The following is a 20,037-nucleotide window of genomic DNA, read 5'->3' on the forward strand; positions in this document are numbered from 1 at the left end:
TTTTATAGACTTTGGACGAGCTGAATCGTCAACATCATGACGATGACGATGAGCCAGACAGCCCAGACGAGCCTCCATTTATCGCCATCGACTCGTTTGACGAACGTATAGACGGTCAAATAGAGTGCGATTAACAGCGGGATGACGACCCATGGATTGTCGAGCATCACGCCTCGATATCGCCGTCCCACGCGAGCATGCCGCCTTCGACGTTGACGACCTTATAGCCTTCCGACTCCAAATAGTCGCATGCCGTCACACTGCGGCCGCCTGAGCGGCAGATGACGTGATAAACGTTATCTTTCGCGAGCTTGTCCGTGACACCAGGAAATTCAGACAGCGGATAGAGCGGCACGTGCGGGATATGGCCCGCGTCGTACTCGTCTTGTTCGCGCACGTCAATGATATGGAGCGTTTCGCCGTTCTCAAGCTTTTCACGTAATTCAGTTGCATGGATGTTTTGCATGGTAGTTCCCCCTTAATAGTGTTGTCCCCTACTAGTTTACCTCAGTTTTCGATCAAGCAAACTCCAATTGATTGTCGTGTTTTCATCACAATAGAAGCCTTCGAGTTCGCACCGCTCGACCACCTGCTCGACCCAAGCTCGGCTGCCACAAATCAACGTGAAATGGCTATCCCAAGGCGGTACGATGAGCCAATCATGTTGATGTCCGAAGAACGTCCGATGCCGCATCCCCCACGTATCGGAGGTTAGCGTCTCCCGAATGTTGATGAGATGCCGTTCCGTGCAGAACTCGTCTCCGCTCCACATCCACTCTTCTCCCATCCCAAGAAGTGCTCGTAACACCTGATTCTCTAAAAGATTCGACAGCTCTCCTTCGCCTGGTGGAAGTACGTTCTCGCGATTGCAAAATTCGATGATTCGATTCGCACCTTCTTGATCTTCGGCATGCGGTTTCAGCGCCGCAATCATCGTCCGGAGCGCGTGATCGATGCGTTTGATGTCATCGAAATCAAGTCGGCGACACATATCTGCCCATGTGATGGCCCGAAATTGCTGTTCGACCTCGTTTTTATCCAACTCGACATAACGGTCAACCGCGGTCGGGTCGTCTTTCGGGATCAGAAACGGATGAAACACGACGAATACTGTTTCGAACACCCCTTTGTAATACGTTTTGATCGGATAATCATCCCCGCCACCGAACATGGCGTACCGATGCCCTTCCGGCAATGTGATGATGCCTTCCTCTTCATCCATTTCCTCGCCCCCTTTCCAATAGTTTACAATGTGACCACAAAAAAAGCATCCTCCGCTCAGGAAGGATGCTTGCGACTTACGCTTCGTTACGCTCGTCGATGGCTTGTGCCGCTGTGATGAGCGTCAATTTGTAGACGTCCTCTTCGTTACAGCCGCGCGACAAGTCGTTGACCGGCTTGTTGAGACCTTGAAGGATCGGTCCGATCGCTTCGAATCCACCGAAACGTTGAACCATCTTGTAGCCGATGTTTCCGGCTTCGAGGCTTGGGAAGACGAACACGTTCGCATTTCCGGCTACTTCAGAGCCTGGTGCTTTCTTCGCCGCCACGCTCGGGACGAAGGCTGCATCGAATTGAAGTTCGCCGTCGATTGGAAGGTTTGGTGCCTTCTCTTTGGCGAGACGTGTCGCTTCGATGACTTTTTCTGTCTCTGGCGATTTCGCTGAGCCTTTTGTCGAGAAGCTGAGAAGCGCGACTTGCGGCTCGATGCCGAACGTCTTCGCTGTCAACGCTGACAAGTAGGCGTTTTCGGCGAGGTCAGCCGCGTCCGGTGCGATGTTGATCGCGCAGTCCGAGAAGACGTACTGCTCGTCGTCACGTACCATGATGAAGACGCCTGACGTCTTTTTGATGCCTGTTTGCATCTTGATGATTTGAAGGGCCGGACGGACCGTGTCGGCTGTCGCGTGCATCGCGCCTGAGACGAGACCTTCTGCTTTTCCTGTGTGGACGAGCATCGTACCGAAGTAGTTCACGTCTGAAGACAACAATTCACGTGCCTGTTCCGGTGTCGCTTTACCTTTACGGCGTTCGACGAACGACTCGACGAGTGTGTCGATGTCTTCGTACGTCGCTGGGTCGTATTGCATCAAACCTGAGATGTCAAAGCCGTGCTTCGAAGCGACCGCTTCGAGTTCAGCTTTTGGTCCGATGACGATCGGTTCAACCATGCCATCATTTTTCAAACGGACAGCGGCACCGAGGACGCGCTCATCGATCCCTTCTGGGAAGACGATGGTCGGGCGAATCGGGCTGACTTTTTGTTTCAACGTGTCAAATAGTTTCATAGTGAATGAACTCCTTTTCGATTAGAAGAAATCGGATTTTTTCTCTCTCGGACGCTCTCGTCCATATGCGAGTTTTATTATACACAGTACGATTTTTAAAATAAACTATTCTGCCCATTTCGTCATAAATCGCTTGAAATCAATCATTATATGAATAGAACAGTTTACCATTTCCGACTGATACAGCCCATCGTGAAGCCGTTTTCAAAAATCTTGCTCCCTATCTCTTTACCCCGCCCGGAGTGTGACTATCCTCACGGCGGCGTCAAATTTGCCAGACGGTCAAACGTGTATGGTAAAATAGTCAGCGAAGCCTAGTCTCGAAAGGAGTTTTTTTAATGTCAGAACGTCCAGCACCGACAACCGAAACGCAACACGCAGCCGCCACGTTAGACGGTTGGTATACGCTCCATGATTTCCGCTCCATCGATTGGACTCGTTTAAAAGCAGTCGACCCAACCGCCCGTCAAGAAATGATTGACGAGTTCGTCGCCTTCCTCGGCTCACTCGAAGAGGTCGAGACACGCGGTGAAGGAAGCCATGCCTTTTACTCGATCCTTGGTCAAAAGGCGGACGTCGTCTTGATGGTCCTTCGTCCGACGTTCAAAGAGCTCGAGCAAGTCGAACTCGCTCTTCGGAAGACGAAATTGTACGATTACATGATTCCAAGCTATTCATACGTGTCTGTCATCGAACTCGGCATGTACCGTGGTTCAGGAGACGGTGACCCGTACGAGAACCCTCACATTCGGGCCCGCCTCTATCCGACACTCCCGAAAGCGGCCCACATCTGCTTCTACCCGATGAGCAAGGCTCGTCGCGACGGGGACAACTGGTACACGTTGTCGATGGATGAGCGCAAAGACCTCATGTATCGCCACAGCATGATCGGCCGCAGCTACGCCGGCAAGATTCAACAGTTCATCGGCGGTTCGACCGGTTTTGACGGTTGGGAGTGGGGCGTCACCTTGTTTGCGGAAGACTCGCTCCAATTCAAAAAGATCGTCTATGAGATGCGTTTTGATGAAGTCAGTGCCAAATATGGCGAGTTCGGCGACTTTTATGTCGGGAACATCCTTCCAAAAGAAGAACTCGGCACATTCCTCGGGTAATCGAGGTTTACGCTATCATGCCCTCGGGAATCCTTGTTGTAGAAGCAACATAACAATGATCAATGAGGTGAACAACGATGCGCGTGTTCAAGGAATCAGATCGAGACACGGCGAAACGTTTAGATTCGTTCATCGAACGAATGGCACCGACGGCAGAACTAGTCCAACTTCGATTTGAACAGCAATTACAACATACACAGCGAAAGGGTCAGGCAAAAGCCTGACCCTTTCTTCTGTCTTTATTTAGTCGTGACCGTCAAGGCGTCCCCGAGGAATGTCGCGAGTTCGAGCATACCGTACTGCCCTGCTTTCGCTTCGGCGTCCGAGTTGTAGTTCGTGTTCGTGTTGACGTCATACGCGTACACGTTTCCATCCTCGTCTTCGATGATTTCAATTCCAGCAACGGCAATGTGATTGTTCTTCAGAAACGCCTCTAGCTGCTTGATAATCGGGTCGTCGAAACCAGAGACGATCTCGAACTTCGCCGGTGGCGTCTCGCCGACCGGGCAAAACTGGTCTTCAATCGAGCAGGCGTCGGCCGGGCAGAGTTCGAAGCCGTCTGACGTATCGACTCGTACCGCGTAAACGAACTTGCCCCCGATGAACTCACAGCGTGTGATGAACGGTTTCGGTGCCTCGATATATTGTTGGATGAGCGTAATCCCGTCAATCGATTCCTCGAACGTCGGTCCGTTCACGTATGCCTTCAACGCATCAACGGAATGAAACAACTGAACCCCGAGCCCTTTACCGGCCCGGTTGTGTTTCGTGATGAACGGCGTCATCCCGAGCTTCTCGGCCGCCTCGATGATTTGCTTCTTCCCGACGGCTGCCACTGTCTTCGGTACACGAATGCCTTCTCGTTGAAGCGCCGTATACTGATTGACCTTGCTCACTTCGAGCCGAATCGCCCGCGTCCCGTTGAAGACGGTCCGTCCGTTCGCTTCGAGCCATGCGAGCACCCCTTCCGTCAGTTCCGGCGCGTAGCGGTGACCCCGCGTATGCGACGACGCGCTCATCCGGTTGTAAAACACACCTTCCGGCGGTTCGCTCGCCAAGTCGATCGTCCCTTGATCGAGGTGCCACAGTTCATACGGCAATGATAATTCTTCGAGTCGTCGGACGAGATGGTTCGTCCATTCGTTGTTTTCATGGAGCACGTGAATTTTAGTCATGTGAATCCCCCTTTTTGATGCCCCTACTGTACCACATCTATATCCGATTATTCCAATGTGCATAATTCTCGATGCGTCATTTCTTAATTTATAACCATTTCATGGTATAATGAACTTAATAATACATGTGAATATCAACGTGAAAAAGGAAGTGATGTGTTTGACCGCACCGATTTTGAGTACCGATTTTTTGATTCTTTTATTCGGTCTGCTACTTGTCGCCGGCGTGTTGGCCACTCGCGTATCGACGCGTTTCGGCTTACCTGCCCTGATTTTGTTTATGGGCATCGGCATGCTGATGGGCAGCGATATTACCGGGCTGATTTTCTTCGATGACACCAACCTCGCTCAAATGATTGGGGTCGCGGCCCTCGTCGTCATCTTGTTCGAAGGTGGCTTACAGACGAAATGGTCGTCGATCCGGAGCGTGCTCGCCCCGTCCGCTTCACTCGCCACGATTGGCGTGCTGTTGACGACCGGGCTCATCGCTGTGGCCGTTCGTTTCGTATTTGGCTTCGACTGGGTGGAATCTTTCCTATTTGGCGCCATTATCGGCTCTACTGACGCGGCTGCTGTTTTCGCCGCCTTCAAAGGAAAGAATATCTCACCGAAAGTTGGTTCGACACTCGAAGCCGAGTCCGGCACGAATGACCCGATGGCGATGTTCTTGACGATTCTCGCCCTCGACTTCATGTTAAAACCCGACACGACGATTTGGGACGGTATTTGGATGTTCATCCTGCAAATCATTGTCGGCGCGTTCGTCGGTTACATGCTCGGAAACTTGTCCCGACTCATGCTCAACCATTTGCGTCTCGAGTCGAGTGGTCTGCATGCTGTCCTCATGATTTCGATGGCCTTTATGACGTATGGGGTCGCTGCTTACTTTGCCGGTAGCGGACTACTTGCCGTCTATCTCGCCGCGATGATTGTTGGGAATGCGCACACGGCCCATGAAGTGACAATCGTTCAATTCTCTGAGGCTTTGGCCTGGATCATGCAAATCATCATGTTCGTCATCCTCGGTCTGCTCGTCTTCCCGAGACAGTTGCTTGACCCCGAGCTCATCTGGAAAGGGTTATTGATTTCATTCATCCTGATGTTCATCGCCCGGCCGATTGCCGTCTATTTATCGACAATCAAGATGCAGTTTACCCACAAAGAAAAACTGTTTATCTCGTGGGCCGGACTGAAAGGCGCCGTGCCGATTGTCCTCGCTACGTTCCCGCTCATCGCAGGCATCGACAACGCCCAATTGATTTTCAACGCCGTCTTCTTCGTCGTCGTGACGAGTGCCTTGATTCAAGGAACGACATTAACACCGCTCGCGGCGAAACTCGATTTGCTCGGACCGGATAAAATTCGATCGCCCTATACGATCGCACTCGTCTCGAGCAAGCAATCGCAGCATCAGCTCGTCCCTTACGTGGCGACCGAGGAATCCTCGATGATTGGCAAGACGCTTGCTGATATCACCTTGCCACCGAACACGGTCGTGAATGCGATCGTCCGTCAAGACTATCTCATCCCACCGACGGGACAGACAAAAATCGAACCCGGTGACTTGTTGTACGTGCTCGCCTCGACGTATCGCCACGACCAACTCGACCGAAAATTCGGGGAGGACGGGTTAGAACGCGTCGAATTGTGACTCTCGTTTCTTCAATAAACTGTCACGTCGATTACGTTTATCCCTAGCTAAAAACGGACACAGTAAAAGTGACAACACTTCTACTCTGTCCGTTTTTTTTGAAGGGGGAATTTGTATGTTCGATTTGACGCCATTTCGGAAGAATGAACTCGATCGATTGCGCAAAGACTTGTTTGGGGATGTCTTTGATCGGATGAATCATCTGTTCGACCCGAAAGACGGGGCGACGTCGTTCCTCGACTCGTTCAAACTCGACGTCCGGGACCAGGACGGCCAATACGTCATCGAGGCCGAGATGCCAGGTATCAAAAAAGATAACATTCACATCCGCTACGACAAAGACTATCTCATCCTCTCGGTCGACCAACGTGAAGAGAGGGAAGAAGACAAAGACTACGTCTATCGGGAACGCCGCGTCACATCGATGCAACGTTCACTCTATCTACCGAACGTGAAAGAAGATGCCATCAAAGCGAAACTGTCAGACGGCGTGCTCCACTTGACCGTACCGAAAGCCGATGACGGCTCGAGCACCCGCACCATTGAAATCGAAGAATAAATAAGGATCGTGCCGAGGCACGACCCTTATTTTTTTGCGTTGACCGTCCGCGCCGATGCAATCAACGTGGCCACGTCCTGTTCACGTCCCGCATGGAGCGCCTCGACGATGAAACTACCGACGACGACCCCGTCACAGGCTGATCCGAGCGTCCGGACCTGATCGGTGCGATGGACACCAAAACCGGCGAGCACCGGTACGGGCGAACGTGCCGTCAACGAACGCAAGTGCTCGAGTAACTCATCCGGGAACACGTCCGTCTTCCCAGTCGTCCCTTTGAGCGTCACCGCATAGACGAATCCTTCCGCCTGATCCAGAATCGTGTCGATGCGGGTCTGACTGCTCGTCAACGTGACGAGCGGTACGACCGCGACTCCGTGACGATCGATGCCAGCGAACAAATCGAGGCTCTCTTCAAACGGCAAATCGGGAATGATGACGCCACTGACCCCAGACGCTGCCGCCCGCTCGAAGAAACGCTCGACCCCGAACCGGAACACCGGATTCAAGTACGTCATCAAGACGATCGGCACCGAAAAACGACCCGTTCCTTCTATTAAATGGTCCAACACGTCCGTCAACGTCACACCTTGTTCGAGGGCGCGCATTCCAGCCGCCTCGATGATGGGACCGTCTGCCACCGGATCCGAGAATGGAATTCCGAGTTCGATGGCCGTCGCTCCCATCGCTTCTAGCCGTTCAATCGTCGGAATCAAGTGATCGAGTCCGCCGTCCCCGGCCATGATGTACGGGACGAACGCCGTCCCTTCACTCCGCTGTCGAATCGCTTCATCTAATCTCATCATTGAGTCACCCTTTCTCGAATCGTATGAACATCCTTATCCCCGCGACCAGATAGACAGATGACGAGCACGTCGTCCTCGTCCATCGTTTGGGCGAGCGTTTCCGCATAAGCGAGCGCATGCGATGACTCAAGTGCCGGAATAATCCCTTCTTGGCGGCTGAGCGACATGCAGGCTGCGAGTGCGTCCTCGTCCGTGACCGCCGCGTAGCGGACCCGTTCGATATCTTTCAAGAAGCTGTGTTCTGGTCCGACACCCGGATAATCGAGTCCGGCCGAAATCGAGTGGGCTTCCTGGATTTGCCCGGCTGCGTCCTGGAGCACGTACATGAGCGACCCGTGAAGCACCCCGACCTCGCCCTTCGTGAGCGTTGCCGCATGCTTGTCCGTGTCGACACCGCTCCCTGCTGCCTCGACACCGTATAAGGCGACTGTTTCGTCATTCAAGAACGGATAGAACATGCCCATCGCATTGCTACCGCCGCCGACACAGGCAACGACCGCGTCAGGGAGACGACCTGTCTTCTCGAGCACTTGACGACGTGTCTCTGTCCCGATAACGCTTTGGAAATCGCGGACCATCGTCGGGAACGGGTGCGGTCCGAGCACCGACCCCATCACGTAATGCGTGTCATCGACATGTTTGACCCAGTAACGGAGCGCCTCGTTGACGGCATCTTTTAACGTTCGACTCCCCGACTTAACGGGAACGACTTTCGCACCGAGTAACTCCATTCGAAATACGTTCAATTCTTGACGTTCGACGTCGACCTCACCCATGAAAATCGTACATTCGAGATTGAGCAGCGCACATACCGTCGCCGTAGCGACTCCGTGCTGTCCGGCCCCTGTTTCGGCGACGACTTTTTGTTTGCCCATTCGTTTGGCGAGGAGCGCCTGGCCGATCGTGTTGTTGATTTTGTGGGCACCGGTATGGTTCAAATCTTCTCGTTTTAAATAGACATTCGTCCCGAGGCGGCGGCTCATGTTCTCCGCATAATAGAGTGGCGTTTCTCGACCGACGTATTCGCTGAGGAGATCGTTGAAGCGTTCCTGGAATTCAGGGTCTTGTTTCGCTTCCTCGTAAGCCACTTCGAGCTCTTCGACTGCTTGCATGAGCGTCTCAGGGATATATTTTCCGCCATATGGTCCAAACTTTCCGTTCACTGGTTGTGTATACATTGTGTTTCCTCCTTGGCGCGTCGGATGAACGCGCGAATCTTATCGTGATCTTTCTGTCCGTTCGTCTCCACACCACTCGAGACATCGACGCCGTCCGGTCGCATGGCGCGAATCGCCGCACCGACATTGTCGACGTTCAATCCACCGGCGAGCCAAAACGTCTGTTCCGGCCGTTCGAGCGTCTCCCAATCAAGCGCCTGCCCACTACCCGGCGTTGGCGCGTCGAGTAAAATGATGTCGGCCTCCGACTCGTGATCCGCTTCGATGATCGGGAGACCGAACTGACGGAACGTTTCAAGTGGCCGTGTCCGACGGTGCAATTGAATGTCGGTCAACCCGCAAGCGACGGCAGCTTCGACCTCTTTAATTGTTGGATCGAGAAATACGCCGACGACTCGGACATCTTCCGGGATGAACCCTCGAAGCCGTTGCGCCGTCGCGATGTCGATTTGGCGCGGGCTATCCGCAAAGACGAACCCGATGGCGTCCGCTCCGGCCTCTACCGCCGTCGCGACACTGGCCTCGGTCGTCAGTCCACATATTTTAACGAACATGATGTCAACTCCTCAATCAAGGCTGTCGGGTCGTCCTGTCGCATGAGCGCCTCCCCGACGAGAATCGCTCGGGCCCCGGCCGTCTGTAACCGACGGGCCGCCTCGCCTGTGCTGACGCCGCTCTCGCTGACGAACGCGACATCTGGATACTTCGTCATCAAGTCGACCGACGTGTCGAGCGAGACCTCGAACGTCTTCAAGTTTCGATTGTTGATGCCAATCAATACATCGCCCAGTTCGAGCGCCGTCTGGAGCTCGGCCTCATCATGAACTTCGACAAGCACGTCGAGGCCGATGGACCGCGCATACTGTTTTAAGGTATGAAGCCGGCTCGGATGGAGCGCCGCGACAATCAGCAGTGCCGCACTCGCTCCAGCTTCCTTCGCCCGGTCGAGCTGTCGTTCATCGATGATAAAGTCTTTGCAGAGGACTGGGATCTCAACAGCGGCCGCGACATCATGCAAGTCGTTGAACGAACCGTTGAAGTAGGTCGTATCCGTCAAAACGGAAATCATTGTCGCCCCTGCCTGTTCATACGTGCGGGCCCGGCTCACGACGTCCACTTCTTGGCGAATCACTCCTTTTGACGGGGAGGACCGCTTAATTTCGGCGATGACATGAAAGCCGTCCTTCATTAAAAGCGGTAATGAGATGGCTGTCGTCCGCGTCACCTCGATGTCTTCCATTTGAGTGACCTCTTCAATTTTCGTTCCGATGATTTTCGTCAAGTAGCTCATGCGCCAACCTCCGTTCGTTGTAATTGTTTGAGCACGCGGATGGCGTGCCCTTCATCAATGCTTGCCGTTGCCGCGGCGACGCCTTCGCGAAGCGTCTGGACCGTCCCATATGTGCAGAGGGCGAGCGCGGCGTTCAATAAGACGACGTCTCGCGCCGATCCCTGCTCTCCGTTCAAGACGGCCAGGAGCGTCGCCGCATTCTCAGCTGGTGTCCCGCCTTGCAAGGCCGACAGCGGAGCTCGCATCAATCCGACGTCGCGCGGGTCGACGGTGTAACGGGCCACTTTGTCGCCGTTGAAGAACAAGACGTCATTTCTTCCAGCGAGACTCGCTTCATCCAGCCCGCCCGCCCCATGGACGACCATTCCGCGCTCGACGCCGAGGTGGCGCATCGCCGTCGCCATCTTCTCGATGAGCGATGGATGGTACACGCCGATCAATTGCCGCTTCGGCTTGAGCGGGTTCGTCAACGGGCCGATTTGATTGAAGATGGTCGCCGTTGCGAGTCGTTTCCGGACCGGCATGACGTGTTTCATGACCGGATGGATGTGTTGGGCGAACAAGAAACTCAAGTTCGTCCGCTCAAGGTCGGCGAGCATCGCCTCATGACTTTGGACGATCGGGATATTCAATGACTCGAGGACGTCGGCACTGCCTGACCGGCTCGACACGCTGCGATTCCCATGTTTGGCGACCGGGATGTTGAGCCCCGCTAAGACGAACGCGACCGTCGAGCTGATGTTGAACGTGTTCGCCCCGTCACCGCCTGTGCCACAGACGTCGAGCACAGGGAGCGTCGTCTCGGGGAACGTTGCCGCCTCACGAATATAGTCAGCGAGTCCGGCCATCTCCTCAGCCGTCTCACCGCGCGCTTTCATGGCGAGTAACACCTCGGCGATTTGCGCTTCATCGGCTTGGAACAGCTCGGCCGCTGCCAGTTTCATTTCATTCGTCGTCAATGGGTTCGTCAATAGTCGTGTTAACATGTCCGTTCCTCCTCAAGCATTTTGGGTATAAAAAAACTCCATACGACGTCTGTCGTATGGAGGACGGTATGGACCGCGGTGCCACCTCTCGTTGGATCGATTGATCCCACTTTCCGATGCTATCACATCGTATCCCGATAACGGAGGAAACCGTCATGACCTACTTGATTCAGCCATGCTCTCATGAGCCCATTCACGTGATGGCCTCGGCCGGGATCCCACCACCCCCGGCTCTCTGAACGAGACTTGTTCACGCTACTCTTCTCAATCACTGATTTATGATGTGTTGAAACGAAAAAGGGTCACCCGCCCGACTCATAGCTTGCGCTATGAGAAGGACGAGTAACCCCGTGGTGCCACCTTCGTTGGTTCCGTAGAACCCACTTCACGGACAAACATCCGCTTTCCCATGGTAACGGTGGGTGACCCGCTAAAGCCTACTAAAAGTTTCGGTTTAGAGCTCGGAAGTCCATTCGCGACGTCCCGCATACTGATTCACACCAACCATCAGCTCTCTGTCATACGGGGACCGTCGTTACTTCTCTTCGTCGACGCCTTTATTCGTTTCAATTAAGTTAACTCGTACTATACAGGTCGAGAAACCTCCTGTCAAACAAAAGCATGTAAAAAAACTTTGCTTCTATAGGTGCGGCCGAATCGATACCGTCTTTTGCGATTTCGCGAGTTGACACTTGATTTTTTTGTCTGCTATAGTCGTCCCCAACAACACTTCACTCAACTAAAGGAGAATTGACTTTGGAAACTAGCAAATTAAAACGTGAACTGTCCACGCGGCAGTTGACGATGATTTCGCTCGGTAGCGCCATCGGGACGGGCCTCTTCCTCGGAAGCGGGCTCGCTATCCAAACGGCAGGACCGAGTGTGCTCGTCAGTTACGCCATCGGAGCCTTCATCGTCCTGTTATTGATGGGCTGTCTCGCTGAGATGACCGTCGCCCATCCGACCTCGGGCTCGTTCGGCACAATCGCCGAACGCTATGTCCATCCGCTCGCCGGCTTTTTGGTCCGTTACTCGTACTGGGTCGCCAACGTCCTCGCCATCGGCGTCGAAGTGAGCGCAATCGCCATCTATATGCGGTACTGGTTCCCCGACGTGAACGGATTCGTCTGGGTCGCCGTATTCGGCGGATTGCTCATCTACGTCAACGCCCGGCACGTCCATACGTTCGGGACGACCGAATACTGGTTATCGTTCATCAAAGTAACGGCCATCATTCTATTTATCGTGCTCGGTGCCGCCACGCTGTTCGGTCAACCCGTTTCACCGATTGAATCCATCACAGCCGGCGATGAAGGCTTCTTCGCTTTCGGATTTTACGGCATGTGGGTGACGATTTTCATCTCCCTCTTCAGTTTCCTCGGGACCGAGCTCGTCGCCGTCACGGCCGGCGAAGCGAAAGACCCGGACCGCGCCGTCCCGAAAGCGCTACGTGCGACGGTATTCCGGTTGACGTTCTTTTATCTCGTCACAATCGCCATCATGCTCATGCTCATCCCTTGGCAGCAAGCCGGGATTGATCAAAGCCCATTCGTTCTCGTCATGCAGCAGTTCGACGTGCCTGGCGCAGCCGGCATTTTAAACTTTGTCATCTTGATCGCTGCGTTGTCAGCGATGAACGCTCAGCTCTATGCTTCAACGCGAATGATGTATTCCCTCGCCGAAGCTGGTGATGCTCCGCGTCTCTTTAAAAAAGTCAGCACTAGCGGGATTCCAATGCCCGCCTTGCTCGTCTCTACAGGCGGAATCATTCTCGCGGCGCTGCTTCAAGTGTTCATGGAATCGTCGTATCCGTTCCTCATGGGGATCTCGATGTTCGGAGCCATCTTCACATGGTTCATGGTATTCGTCTCGCACCTGTTCTTCCGCAAAAAGTGGACAGGACGCAAATTACCGGTCCGCATGATCGGTTACCCGTTCTTGCCGTTACTCGGTGCCGGACTATTGCTCAGCCTCATGATCACGACATGGTTCACCGATTTCAACATTTTGCTCAAGTTCGGGATTCCGTGGTTGGTCGGATTGACCGTCATCTATCTCGTGCGTGAGCACTTCCGCAAAGCGAACGAACAATTAAACGACATCGAACAAGCCAACTGAAACAAGCGCCTGTCCGCAACGGATAGGCGCTTGTTTTTTGGTTTTGATGGGACACAAAACGAGAACCTGTCACGATTGACGGGTCCTCGTTGATCATTAGAAGAACTGACGTGGGTTGACTGTGCTACCCGCGCTCGTTCCTGAGTACGAGTAGCTGCCTTGATGAACCTCGAAGTGAAGGTGCGGGCCTGAAGAATTACCCGTGTTCCCAAGTGTCCCGATGTTCGAGCCTTGTGTCACACGTTGACCGGCGCTTACTGAGACCGAGTTCATGTGGGCATAGACCGTCGTCCAAACTTGTCCGTTGATGACGTGGGCAATCATGACGTGATTCCCGTATGCGCCACCCCAGCCGGCACGGATGACCGTTCCCGTTGCCGAGGCACGGATTGGTGTTCCGACAGGTCCAGCGATATCGACGCCGTTATGGAACGAGTAGCCGAATTGACCGCTTGCCGGTCCCCATCCTTGTGAGAAACGTCCCGTTGTCGGTTGAATGAACATTGCGCCCGATGGTGCCGGTGCCGATGTGGTCGGTGCCATCGGAGCTGGTTTAGGCGCTGGTGCCGGCGCCGGCTTTGGTGCTGGCGCAGCCGGTTTCGGTGCCGGTGTGCTATTTTGTGTCGTCTGGTTTGAAGATGAAGACGACTGGGTATTATTGTTATTGTTCTGCTGTTTTTGAGCTGCTGCTCGTTCTGCCTCGGCTTTAGCCGCTGCCGCTCTTGCTTCTTCTGCTTGACGGGCCGCTGCTGCTGCTTGCGCCGCTTCTGCTTGGCGAGCTTCTTCAGCTTTACGGGCTGCTTCTTGACGAGCCGCCTCTTCAGCACGACGACGCGCTTCTTCTTCCTCACGACGTTGCGCTTCAATCTCAGCCGCAATCGCTTCTTCTTGCGCGATTAACGTCGCTTCGATTTCTTGAAGGTCGAAGATTTGCGATTCGAATTTGATATTCTTGTCCTCGAGCTCTTTGATGCGAGCTTCGCGCTGTTTCATCTTCTTCTCGAGTTGAGCTTGACGTACTTCTAGCGCTTTTTGTTGCTTCAAGAGCGATGTGCGTTCTTCTTTAAGTGATGCTTGCGCTTCTTGTAACGATTGACGCGTCGCTTCATAGTCTTCAAACAACTCTTGGTCGCTTCGTTGAATCGTTCCGGCCGTGATCATCCGTGTGATCAAGTCCGAGAAGTTTTTCGAACCGAAGATGAACTCAGCCCAATTGATTGAGCCGCCGCCATTCGTTTGCATCGTGGCCATACGCTCTTTCATCATTGCTTCTTGAGCCTTCATCTTCTTCTCATAGCCTTTAATGTCAGCTTCGAGGTCTTCAATTTTCAACTCAGTACGCTTGATTTCTTGGCGTTTCGCTGCGACATCATTGATGATGTCTTGAAGTTGGGCATCCATCTTGTTGACTTCAGCTTGAACTTTCGAGATTTCATTTTTATTTTGCTTAATTTTCGAAGACGTATTCGATTGGTTCTGTTTGACGTTATTCCGTTGCTCTTGCACTTTCTTCTGCTGCTCTTGTTTCTCCTTGATTGACGTCGAGGCATCAGCCACCGAGTGCGTCCCAAGAAGAAGCGCGCTAAGCGTGAGTGTCGAGACGGTGCGTTTCCAATTGATCAATGGGGACATCCTTTCTATTGACGGGGTTAGGGTTCACGTACTATTTAAAGGTCAGTCGTTTTGCTATGTAACAAAAACGATTATTTTTTTAGTTTCAACACGACTAATTATATCGAAGTGTCGAATGTTTTCCTGTTAAAGTTATATTTCACTTTTATTACGACGAAGGGGTGGGAAACCTTATACGGCTCCCCACCCCTTTATATTTCAACATTTTTTCACTTTTCTTTTCTCGAAACATAGTTGTAATAATAGATGAAAATAGGAAATTATTGACCTTATATTAAAAAAGTATAATCCAGGTATTTTTCTAAGTCTAACCATTTCCAAAAAACGTAAAAAGGGCCTATTTAGTCTCTCGCTCCAGGCGAAAAAGGCTAAACGGGCCAATTGTTCGTCGGTGTGGAGACAAGGGGTCTCACACCTTGAATGATACAGGAAGACTGTTAATCAGACGTTAACGTTTGATTACAATTTGAATGCGCCGATGATGACGAACACCCATGCGGCGATAAACAGCACGCCACCAATTGGTGTGACCGCTCCAAGCTTCGTGATTCCGGTCAATGCCATGACATACAGGCTGCCTGAGAAAAAGAGAATCCCGGCAAACATGAGCCATCCTGCTGTGTTGAACTGGCTAATGCTCACTTTCATCAAAATGCTCGCTAAAGCGATGATGCCGATAGCGTGAATCATATGATAGAGCACACCGGTCTGCCAATTCGCAAGCATATTCGGTGCCAGACGTTCTTTCAACGCATGGGCCCCGAACGCACCGAACGCGACGCCGAGCGCCATTAAAGCGGCGCCAATAATAAGTAAAGCTTTCATCACTAATTTCCCCCTTATCGCACTTTACGTGCAGGTAAATTCCACTTTCGATAGTAGGATATCACTCGAAGCGCCGCAACGACAACAAGTAACGTATAGACAGGAAGTCCTCCTTCAAGACGGAAATAATATGTGACGACCGCGATAATGATCGCCCAAATCGCATATACTTCCGATTGTAGGACGAGAGGCTTTCGGCCGGCCAACAAATCACGGACGACCCCGCCACCGACACCCGTCAAAACGGCCGCTGCAATCGCGGCCGATAATGGTAAATCAAGCTTGATGGCGACCTGTGCTCCTTGAAACGCGAAGGCGACGAGACCGATTGCGTCTACGATGACGCCCCAGCGTTCCCAATGCGGCAAAACAACGTTTGGCAGCAGGAAGATGAGCAATGCGACAAGAAAACAAAGGATGAAGAGATCATTTTGTTGCCAAATCAAACTGACCGGGTTTCCGAGCAAGACGTTTCGGATGGCCCCGCCACCGAAAGCTGTTGTGAAAGCGAGCAACCATACCCCCAAAATATCATATTTCTCGTCCATCGCGATGATGGCACCGCTCGCCGCAAACGCAATCGTTCCGACGACGTTGAGTAATTCCCACTCCATAAATATCCCTTGCCCTTTCTTTAAAGCATTCTGTGGTAAAGTTAAGATATAAAAAATCAGATCAGTCGAGCGACTGCTTGTAAAGGATGTCGGTACTTTTATGAAACGAATCGCCTTGTTCCGCATATGGATTATCGTCACGATGTTCGCCCGATTCATCATTAAAATTTATGCATTCTCCCGCAAACAGCAACAAGGTCTCGCGTCAACCGAAGAGTATGAGACGCTCATGTTGAACCTTGCCCGCGAGTATAAGCGGAACGCACTCCGGCTCGAAGGGCTGCTCATCAAGCTCGGGCAGTTTCTATCGATTCGGGCCGACTTGTTGCCTCCTTCTGTATTGAACGAGTTATCCGAGCTCGTCGACCGTGTCCCTACATCAGGCTGGGACAAGTCCCGCGCCATCCTGGAAGCAGAATGGGGCGTCCCGTATACACAAGTTGTGAAAGACGTCGGAATCGACGCCGTCGCCTCTGCCTCAATCGGGGAAGTGTATGGCGCGACGTTGCTTGAGAACGGGAAGCGCGTCGCCTTGAAAATCCAGCGTCCAGACATTGAAAAGATCATTCGGACCGACTTCAAAGCGATGCGAATCGTCACGACGATGCTCAAGCGGACATCGCTGGCAAAATCGACCGACTTAGATAGCTTATATCGCCAAATGATTTTTGTCATCGGGGACGAGTTAAATTTCCAAACCGAATTGAAGAACGCCCATTATTTCAAAGCGAAATACGCCGATAACCCCGACGTGTACATCCCGGACTATTATGACCACCTTTGTACGAATCGGGTGTTGACGATGGATTGGGTCGAAGCCCGCCGCATCACCGACCTCGCTTTCTTAAAAGAAAATAATATCGACCGCTCCGCACTTGCCAAACGGTTGTTCACGATGGCAGCCGAGCAACTGTTGTTCGGCGGACAATTCCACGCCGACCCCCACCCAGGAAACGTCCAAATCCGGGCCGACGGGACGATCATCCTGCTCGACTTCGGAATGGTCGGGTCATCGACTGCCCAAGACATGGCGACGATCCGTAAAATCTTGCAGGCGTTCATCTCGCTTGATTATGACGGTGTCGTCGACGGACTTGAGGACTTGCGTTTCCTGTTGCCGACGGCGAACAAGCATAACATTCGTCAAGCGCTTGAAAAAGCGGTCACGTTCTATTTAGAGACCGATATCGATACGGTCGATACGAAGCTGATAGAAAAAGTGTTGCAAGATATCCAACTGCTCGTCAAGAACGAGCCGATCCAACTGCCGGCCGAGTTCGCCTTCTTCGGTCGGGCCGCTTCGACGTTGCTCGGGATTCTGCAAATCCTTGATTCAAAAATCGATTTGTTTACGCTCGGTAAACCGATTGTCATTCAATGGCTCGAGGCCGACGGCACGACAATTCAAAACCGTTACGTCATGACGGCGCTCAACTACGGCAAGAAGTTGCTGAACGCCCCGCCACTCCTCGATAACTATTTGAAAGAGCCGACCCGGAAGCGCCTGTCCGAACAAGCGATGTTCCAACGTGAGCTCGAGTCGAAAGAACTGCTCCACCGCCAGACGTTCAACTCAGGGGTCATCATCCTCGGCCTCGTCGTCGGGCTATTCGGCTATCTCCGACCGGATGAGTGGCTGTTTTGGTCAGGTGGGGTCGTCGCCGTCGTCGCCTACTTCAACTCAAGACGCCTCGGTCGAAAGATTCGTCATTTGGCCCGCCAAGATTTCCGCGTCTGAACCCGTCACTCCCTGGAGTGGCGGTTTTTTTCTGGAGCCACGTACCGATATAGGCGGCGACTTGCTGCAAATCCCGGTCGGTCGTCCATCCCATCGTGGAGACTTGGAGACAGTTCGCACGCCGCAAATAAACGCTCTCGTACTGCACTTGATAGCCATGGAACGCCAATTGATATCCTAGCTCAATCGAGGACAGTGTGTCTGGCAGCGCGAGCGAAAAAATGCCGGGCGCTTGATCGTCCCCGAGTTCAACCGATATACCGCGGCGCACCAGTTCATGTACGAACGCATCAAGTTTGGATTGATGGGTCGCAATCTCCGCGTCCGTCAGTTCGCGCAAGGCGACGTCCATCGCTTGAATGAGCGGGACCGATTGCGTGAAGGCGATTGGGTCATAGCCTGCCAAGTCTAAATAACGCGGAATCGACGGGTTCGGGACGGCTCGATCTCGCATGGCGACAAACGCCAATCCAGGGGCATTTCGGAGCGCTTTGCCCGAGACGAACGTCACCAGATGCGCGAACGAATAGTCGGTCACTTTCGTCCCAACCACACTGATGGCATCAATCGCAATCTTCGTCGGATGTGTGTGTGCATACTTACGCAACTGGTCCAAATCGACCAGCTTCCCCGTCGACGTCTCGCAATGGACCGTCCAAATCCAATCTGGTGCATGTTGTCCGATTCGCTTTAAGTCGAGACGACGCCCAGCCGAAAGCGGGACGACATCAAATTCAAGACCAGCCCGATTGGCATGGTCAATCAGCCGCCGTCCGAACTCCCCTGTGTCGATGATCACGCCACGTCCGTGCAACTGGGCAGCGACGGCATCGTTCGCAATCGTCCCGCTCCCGAGTAATGTGTAAACATGAGGCAACTTGACGAGATGGCTCAGCCTCGACTGGACCGAATGGAGCAAACGGCTGGCCTCAGTCGACCGATGTGATACCGGCTGAGCGGCAAGCGCAGCGCGCACTTGATTCGACAGTTCGACGGGACCGGCGAGGAGTAACTTTGGCCGCAACGTTCGAGCGGTCTCTGACTGCATGAACCCAGAGCGCGTCAACTGCATCGGCACGTATAACGCCTCCGCCGTCCCGACCGGTTCTGCGAACGGGATAAACCCGAACCGTCGATATAGCTTCTGTTCGCGTACGGTTCCGCTGATGACAATCCCTTCCACACCCCGGTCTGTCGCTTCCATGAGCATCGCTCGCATAAGTCCGGCAAACGTCCTTGTGTTCCGATAGGCGGGCGTCACAGCCAATAGTCGGACTTCAATCCACTCTCCCGGCGGCAGCGTCACACCTTTTTGTTCAAGTGAAAACGGGTGTTCGTCACGGATGGCACACATGGCGACGAGCTGCCCGTCTGCCAACCCAATCCAGTATGTATTCGTATCATGGAAGCGATCGACGAGTCGTCGCTCCTCGTTCGGATGGTGTTGCGGGATTTCTTCGACAAACGTCTCATAGTTCAATCGATGAATCGCTTCCGCATCCCCCGGCGTCGCTCTTCGAAATTCAAGCACGTTGTTTCCCCCTTATATGATGGTACATGATCAAAATCATCGTCAAACTGGCCACACTGACATCTGTTGCGTCCCCCCAGGCCGCGAGCGGCAAGAGCATGAGCATGACAAGCCCCGTCTCGCGCGAGTTACGCGTCAGTTTGATGAGAATGAGCAACATGGCAAGTCCTGCTAAAAACCATAACGGGCTGTACGCTAATATAATTCCAGAAAATACGGCGTACCCCTTCCCACCGGTGCGAATATGCCACATCGGATAAATGTGCCCGAGCGTCAAGGCGAGTCCGGTCTCAAAAAAATATGGACCGCTGATTGACAACACGAGTACCGTCTTCAAGACGTCGAATCCGTAAACGAACAAGAACGCTCGCTTCCCGCCAATCCGTAACGCATTGCGGGCACCGGTGTTTCCCGACCCACTCGTTGCCAAGTCTTGACCGCTCCACCTGCCGTATAAGCGCCCGCCAAGTATACTGCCGACGACATAGCCCAAGATGATGACCCACATAGCGACCCCTCCCCCGTTGTAAAAT

21 protein-coding genes and 2 other annotated features are annotated in these 20,037 nt (G+C 53.1%); of the genes, 6 read left to right on the forward strand and 15 right to left on the reverse strand.

From position 1 onward, the window contains the following. Nucleotides 1-2: 2 nt before the first annotated feature. The 4 genes from KNP06_RS05235 to pta all read right to left on the reverse strand — a co-directional run bounded on the left by KNP06_RS05235 (nucleotide 3) and on the right by pta (nucleotide 2,288). Entirely contained in the window at nucleotides 3-191 is a 189-nt protein-coding gene (locus KNP06_RS05235) for a hypothetical protein (RefSeq protein WP_138858686.1), read from the reverse strand. After that, nucleotides 167-466, reverse strand: coding sequence for a rhodanese-like domain-containing protein (locus KNP06_RS05240; protein ID WP_021066010.1), 300 nt, complete (start codon nucleotides 464-466; stop codon nucleotides 167-169). The genes KNP06_RS05235 and KNP06_RS05240 overlap by 25 nt, the downstream gene beginning before the upstream one ends. Nucleotides 467-502: 36 nt before the next feature. Then, nucleotides 503-1,222 (reverse strand): DUF2711 family protein, encoded by a 720-nt coding sequence (locus KNP06_RS05245; RefSeq protein ID WP_138858685.1) that lies wholly within the window; start codon nucleotides 1,220-1,222, stop codon nucleotides 503-505. A gap of 76 nt (nucleotides 1,223-1,298) precedes the next feature. Beyond that, nucleotides 1,299-2,288 (reverse strand): phosphate acetyltransferase, encoded by a 990-nt coding sequence (pta, locus tag KNP06_RS05250; protein WP_138858684.1) that lies wholly within the window; start codon nucleotides 2,286-2,288, stop codon nucleotides 1,299-1,301. Nucleotides 2,289-2,626: 338 nt separating this feature from the next. Here pta and hemQ point away from each other — a divergent pair, with 338 nt between their 5' ends. Beyond that, complete coding sequence (hemQ, locus tag KNP06_RS05255; RefSeq protein ID WP_021066007.1) at nucleotides 2,627-3,400, forward strand: hydrogen peroxide-dependent heme synthase; 774 nt, start codon at nucleotides 2,627-2,629, stop codon at nucleotides 3,398-3,400. 77 nt (nucleotides 3,401-3,477) lie between these two features. After that, a complete protein-coding gene (locus tag KNP06_RS05260; RefSeq protein WP_021066006.1) occupies nucleotides 3,478-3,624 on the forward strand; it encodes a hypothetical protein in 147 nt (48 codons plus the stop codon). 15 nt (nucleotides 3,625-3,639) lie between these two features. Here KNP06_RS05260 and KNP06_RS05265 read toward each other — a convergent pair whose 3' ends face one another. Then, nucleotides 3,640-4,575 (reverse strand): ATP-grasp domain-containing protein, encoded by a 936-nt coding sequence (locus KNP06_RS05265; protein ID WP_214711269.1) that lies wholly within the window; start codon nucleotides 4,573-4,575, stop codon nucleotides 3,640-3,642. 154 nt (nucleotides 4,576-4,729) lie between these two features. Between KNP06_RS05265 and KNP06_RS05270 the strand changes: the two genes are divergently transcribed. Then, nucleotides 4,730-6,226 carry a potassium/proton antiporter gene (locus KNP06_RS05270; RefSeq protein ID WP_138858682.1) on the forward strand — a complete coding sequence of 499 codons (1,497 nt, stop codon included), beginning with the start codon at nucleotides 4,730-4,732 and terminating at the stop codon, nucleotides 6,224-6,226. A gap of 115 nt (nucleotides 6,227-6,341) precedes the next feature. Beyond that, a complete protein-coding gene (locus tag KNP06_RS05275) occupies nucleotides 6,342-6,785 on the forward strand; it encodes an Hsp20/alpha crystallin family protein (protein ID WP_214709815.1) in 444 nt (147 codons plus the stop codon). 26 nt (nucleotides 6,786-6,811) lie between these two features. Here KNP06_RS05275 and trpA read toward each other — a convergent pair whose 3' ends face one another. Genes trpA through trpD form a run of 5 tightly spaced genes read right to left on the reverse strand, consistent with a single transcriptional unit; the run spans nucleotide 6,812 to nucleotide 11,046 of the window. Further along, complete coding sequence (trpA, locus tag KNP06_RS05280) at nucleotides 6,812-7,588, reverse strand: tryptophan synthase subunit alpha (protein WP_138858681.1); 777 nt, start codon at nucleotides 7,586-7,588, stop codon at nucleotides 6,812-6,814. Continuing rightward, the gene (trpB, locus tag KNP06_RS05285; protein WP_021066001.1) at nucleotides 7,588-8,769 is read right to left on the reverse strand and encodes a tryptophan synthase subunit beta; all 1,182 of its coding nucleotides are present in this window, start codon (nucleotides 8,767-8,769) and stop codon (nucleotides 7,588-7,590) included. The genes trpA and trpB overlap by 1 nt, the downstream gene beginning before the upstream one ends. Further along, on the reverse strand, nucleotides 8,751-9,323 hold the full coding sequence (locus tag KNP06_RS05290) for a phosphoribosylanthranilate isomerase (RefSeq protein ID WP_058764939.1): 573 nt from the start codon (nucleotides 9,321-9,323) through the stop codon (nucleotides 8,751-8,753). Before KNP06_RS05290 ends, trpB begins: the two co-directional genes overlap by 19 nt. Beyond that, nucleotides 9,299-10,060, reverse strand: a complete 762-nt coding sequence (gene trpC / locus KNP06_RS05295) for an indole-3-glycerol phosphate synthase TrpC (protein ID WP_214711268.1) — start codon at nucleotides 10,058-10,060, stop codon at nucleotides 9,299-9,301. The genes KNP06_RS05290 and trpC overlap by 25 nt, the downstream gene beginning before the upstream one ends. Next, on the reverse strand, nucleotides 10,057-11,046 hold the full coding sequence (trpD, locus tag KNP06_RS05300; RefSeq protein WP_138858678.1) for an anthranilate phosphoribosyltransferase: 990 nt from the start codon (nucleotides 11,044-11,046) through the stop codon (nucleotides 10,057-10,059). Before trpD ends, trpC begins: the two co-directional genes overlap by 4 nt. Before the next feature lie 56 nt (nucleotides 11,047-11,102). Beyond that, nucleotides 11,103-11,327: a binding site (T-box leader), on the reverse strand. A gap of 50 nt (nucleotides 11,328-11,377) precedes the next feature. Continuing rightward, nucleotides 11,378-11,607, reverse strand: a binding site (T-box leader). A gap of 189 nt (nucleotides 11,608-11,796) precedes the next feature. On the opposite strand from trpD, the gene KNP06_RS05305 reads away from it, so the two are divergent. Further along, nucleotides 11,797-13,164 (forward strand): amino acid permease, encoded by a 1,368-nt coding sequence (locus KNP06_RS05305; RefSeq protein WP_371743441.1) that lies wholly within the window; start codon nucleotides 11,797-11,799, stop codon nucleotides 13,162-13,164. 96 nt (nucleotides 13,165-13,260) lie between these two features. On the opposite strand, the gene KNP06_RS05310 is transcribed toward KNP06_RS05305, so the two are convergent. The 3 genes from KNP06_RS05310 to KNP06_RS05320 form a co-directional block, all read right to left on the reverse strand. Further along, nucleotides 13,261-14,796 (reverse strand): murein hydrolase activator EnvC family protein, encoded by a 1,536-nt coding sequence (locus KNP06_RS05310; RefSeq protein ID WP_029594579.1) that lies wholly within the window; start codon nucleotides 14,794-14,796, stop codon nucleotides 13,261-13,263. Nucleotides 14,797-15,255: 459 nt separating this feature from the next. Beyond that, on the reverse strand, nucleotides 15,256-15,621 hold the full coding sequence (locus KNP06_RS05315) for a DUF423 domain-containing protein (RefSeq protein ID WP_029594578.1): 366 nt from the start codon (nucleotides 15,619-15,621) through the stop codon (nucleotides 15,256-15,258). Nucleotides 15,622-15,635: 14 nt separating this feature from the next. Beyond that, nucleotides 15,636-16,235, reverse strand: a complete 600-nt coding sequence (locus tag KNP06_RS05320) for a trimeric intracellular cation channel family protein (RefSeq protein ID WP_214711267.1) — start codon at nucleotides 16,233-16,235, stop codon at nucleotides 15,636-15,638. A 100-nt stretch (nucleotides 16,236-16,335) separates the two neighbouring features. On the opposite strand from KNP06_RS05320, the gene KNP06_RS05325 reads away from it, so the two are divergent. Next, entirely contained in the window at nucleotides 16,336-17,973 is a 1,638-nt protein-coding gene (locus KNP06_RS05325; RefSeq protein WP_214711266.1) for an ABC1 kinase family protein, read from the forward strand. On the opposite strand, the gene KNP06_RS05330 is transcribed toward KNP06_RS05325, so the two are convergent. Together KNP06_RS05330 and KNP06_RS05335 are read right to left on the reverse strand one after the other, a co-directional pair. Next, nucleotides 17,912-19,504, reverse strand: a complete 1,593-nt coding sequence (locus KNP06_RS05330) for a GNAT family N-acetyltransferase (RefSeq protein ID WP_214711265.1) — start codon at nucleotides 19,502-19,504, stop codon at nucleotides 17,912-17,914. The two genes, KNP06_RS05325 and KNP06_RS05330, sit on opposite strands and share 62 nt — an antisense overlap. Beyond that, complete coding sequence (locus KNP06_RS05335) at nucleotides 19,497-20,012, reverse strand: glycerol-3-phosphate acyltransferase (RefSeq protein ID WP_029594574.1); 516 nt, start codon at nucleotides 20,010-20,012, stop codon at nucleotides 19,497-19,499. Before KNP06_RS05335 ends, KNP06_RS05330 begins: the two co-directional genes overlap by 8 nt. Between the last annotated feature and the right edge of the window lie 25 nt (nucleotides 20,013-20,037).

It is taken from the genome of Exiguobacterium sp. s21 (assembly GCF_018617975.1).
Taxonomy (GTDB): Bacteria; Bacillota; Bacilli; order Exiguobacteriales; family Exiguobacteriaceae; genus Exiguobacterium; species Exiguobacterium mexicanum_A.

Bases quoted from the DNA above. Each gene is read 5' to 3' on its own strand.
- KNP06_RS05325 (WP_214711266.1), top strand. From the start codon at position 16,336: ATGAAACGAATCGCCTTGTTCCGCATATGGATTATCGTCACGATGTTC.
- KNP06_RS05275 (WP_214709815.1), top strand. From the start codon at position 6,342: ATGTTCGATTTGACGCCATTTCGGAAGAATGAACTCGATCGATTGCGC.
- KNP06_RS05270 (WP_138858682.1), top strand. From the start codon at position 4,730: ATGTGTTTGACCGCACCGATTTTGAGTACCGATTTTTTGATTCTTTTA.
- hemQ (WP_021066007.1), top strand. From the start codon at position 2,627: ATGTCAGAACGTCCAGCACCGACAACCGAAACGCAACACGCAGCCGCC.
- KNP06_RS05260 (WP_021066006.1), top strand. From the start codon at position 3,478: ATGCGCGTGTTCAAGGAATCAGATCGAGACACGGCGAAACGTTTAGAT.
- KNP06_RS05290 (WP_058764939.1), bottom strand. From the start codon at position 9,323: ATGTTCGTTAAAATATGTGGACTGACGACCGAGGCCAGTGTCGCGACG.
- trpD (WP_138858678.1), bottom strand. From the start codon at position 11,046: ATGTTAACACGACTATTGACGAACCCATTGACGACGAATGAAATGAAA.
- trpA (WP_138858681.1), bottom strand. From the start codon at position 7,588: ATGAGATTAGATGAAGCGATTCGACAGCGGAGTGAAGGGACGGCGTTC.
- KNP06_RS05310 (WP_029594579.1), bottom strand. From the start codon at position 14,796: ATGTCCCCATTGATCAATTGGAAACGCACCGTCTCGACACTCACGCTT.
- KNP06_RS05245 (WP_138858685.1), bottom strand. From the start codon at position 1,222: ATGGATGAAGAGGAAGGCATCATCACATTGCCGGAAGGGCATCGGTAC.
- pta (WP_138858684.1), bottom strand. From the start codon at position 2,288: ATGAAACTATTTGACACGTTGAAACAAAAAGTCAGCCCGATTCGCCCG.
- KNP06_RS05335 (WP_029594574.1), bottom strand. From the start codon at position 20,012: ATGTGGGTCATCATCTTGGGCTATGTCGTCGGCAGTATACTTGGCGGG.
- KNP06_RS05320 (WP_214711267.1), bottom strand. From the start codon at position 16,235: ATGGAGTGGGAATTACTCAACGTCGTCGGAACGATTGCGTTTGCGGCG.
- KNP06_RS05265 (WP_214711269.1), bottom strand. From the start codon at position 4,575: ATGACTAAAATTCACGTGCTCCATGAAAACAACGAATGGACGAACCAT.
- KNP06_RS05240 (WP_021066010.1), bottom strand. From the start codon at position 466: ATGCAAAACATCCATGCAACTGAATTACGTGAAAAGCTTGAGAACGGC.
- trpC (WP_214711268.1), bottom strand. From the start codon at position 10,060: ATGAGCTACTTGACGAAAATCATCGGAACGAAAATTGAAGAGGTCACT.
- KNP06_RS05315 (WP_029594578.1), bottom strand. From the start codon at position 15,621: ATGAAAGCTTTACTTATTATTGGCGCCGCTTTAATGGCGCTCGGCGTC.
- trpB (WP_021066001.1), bottom strand. From the start codon at position 8,769: ATGTATACACAACCAGTGAACGGAAAGTTTGGACCATATGGCGGAAAA.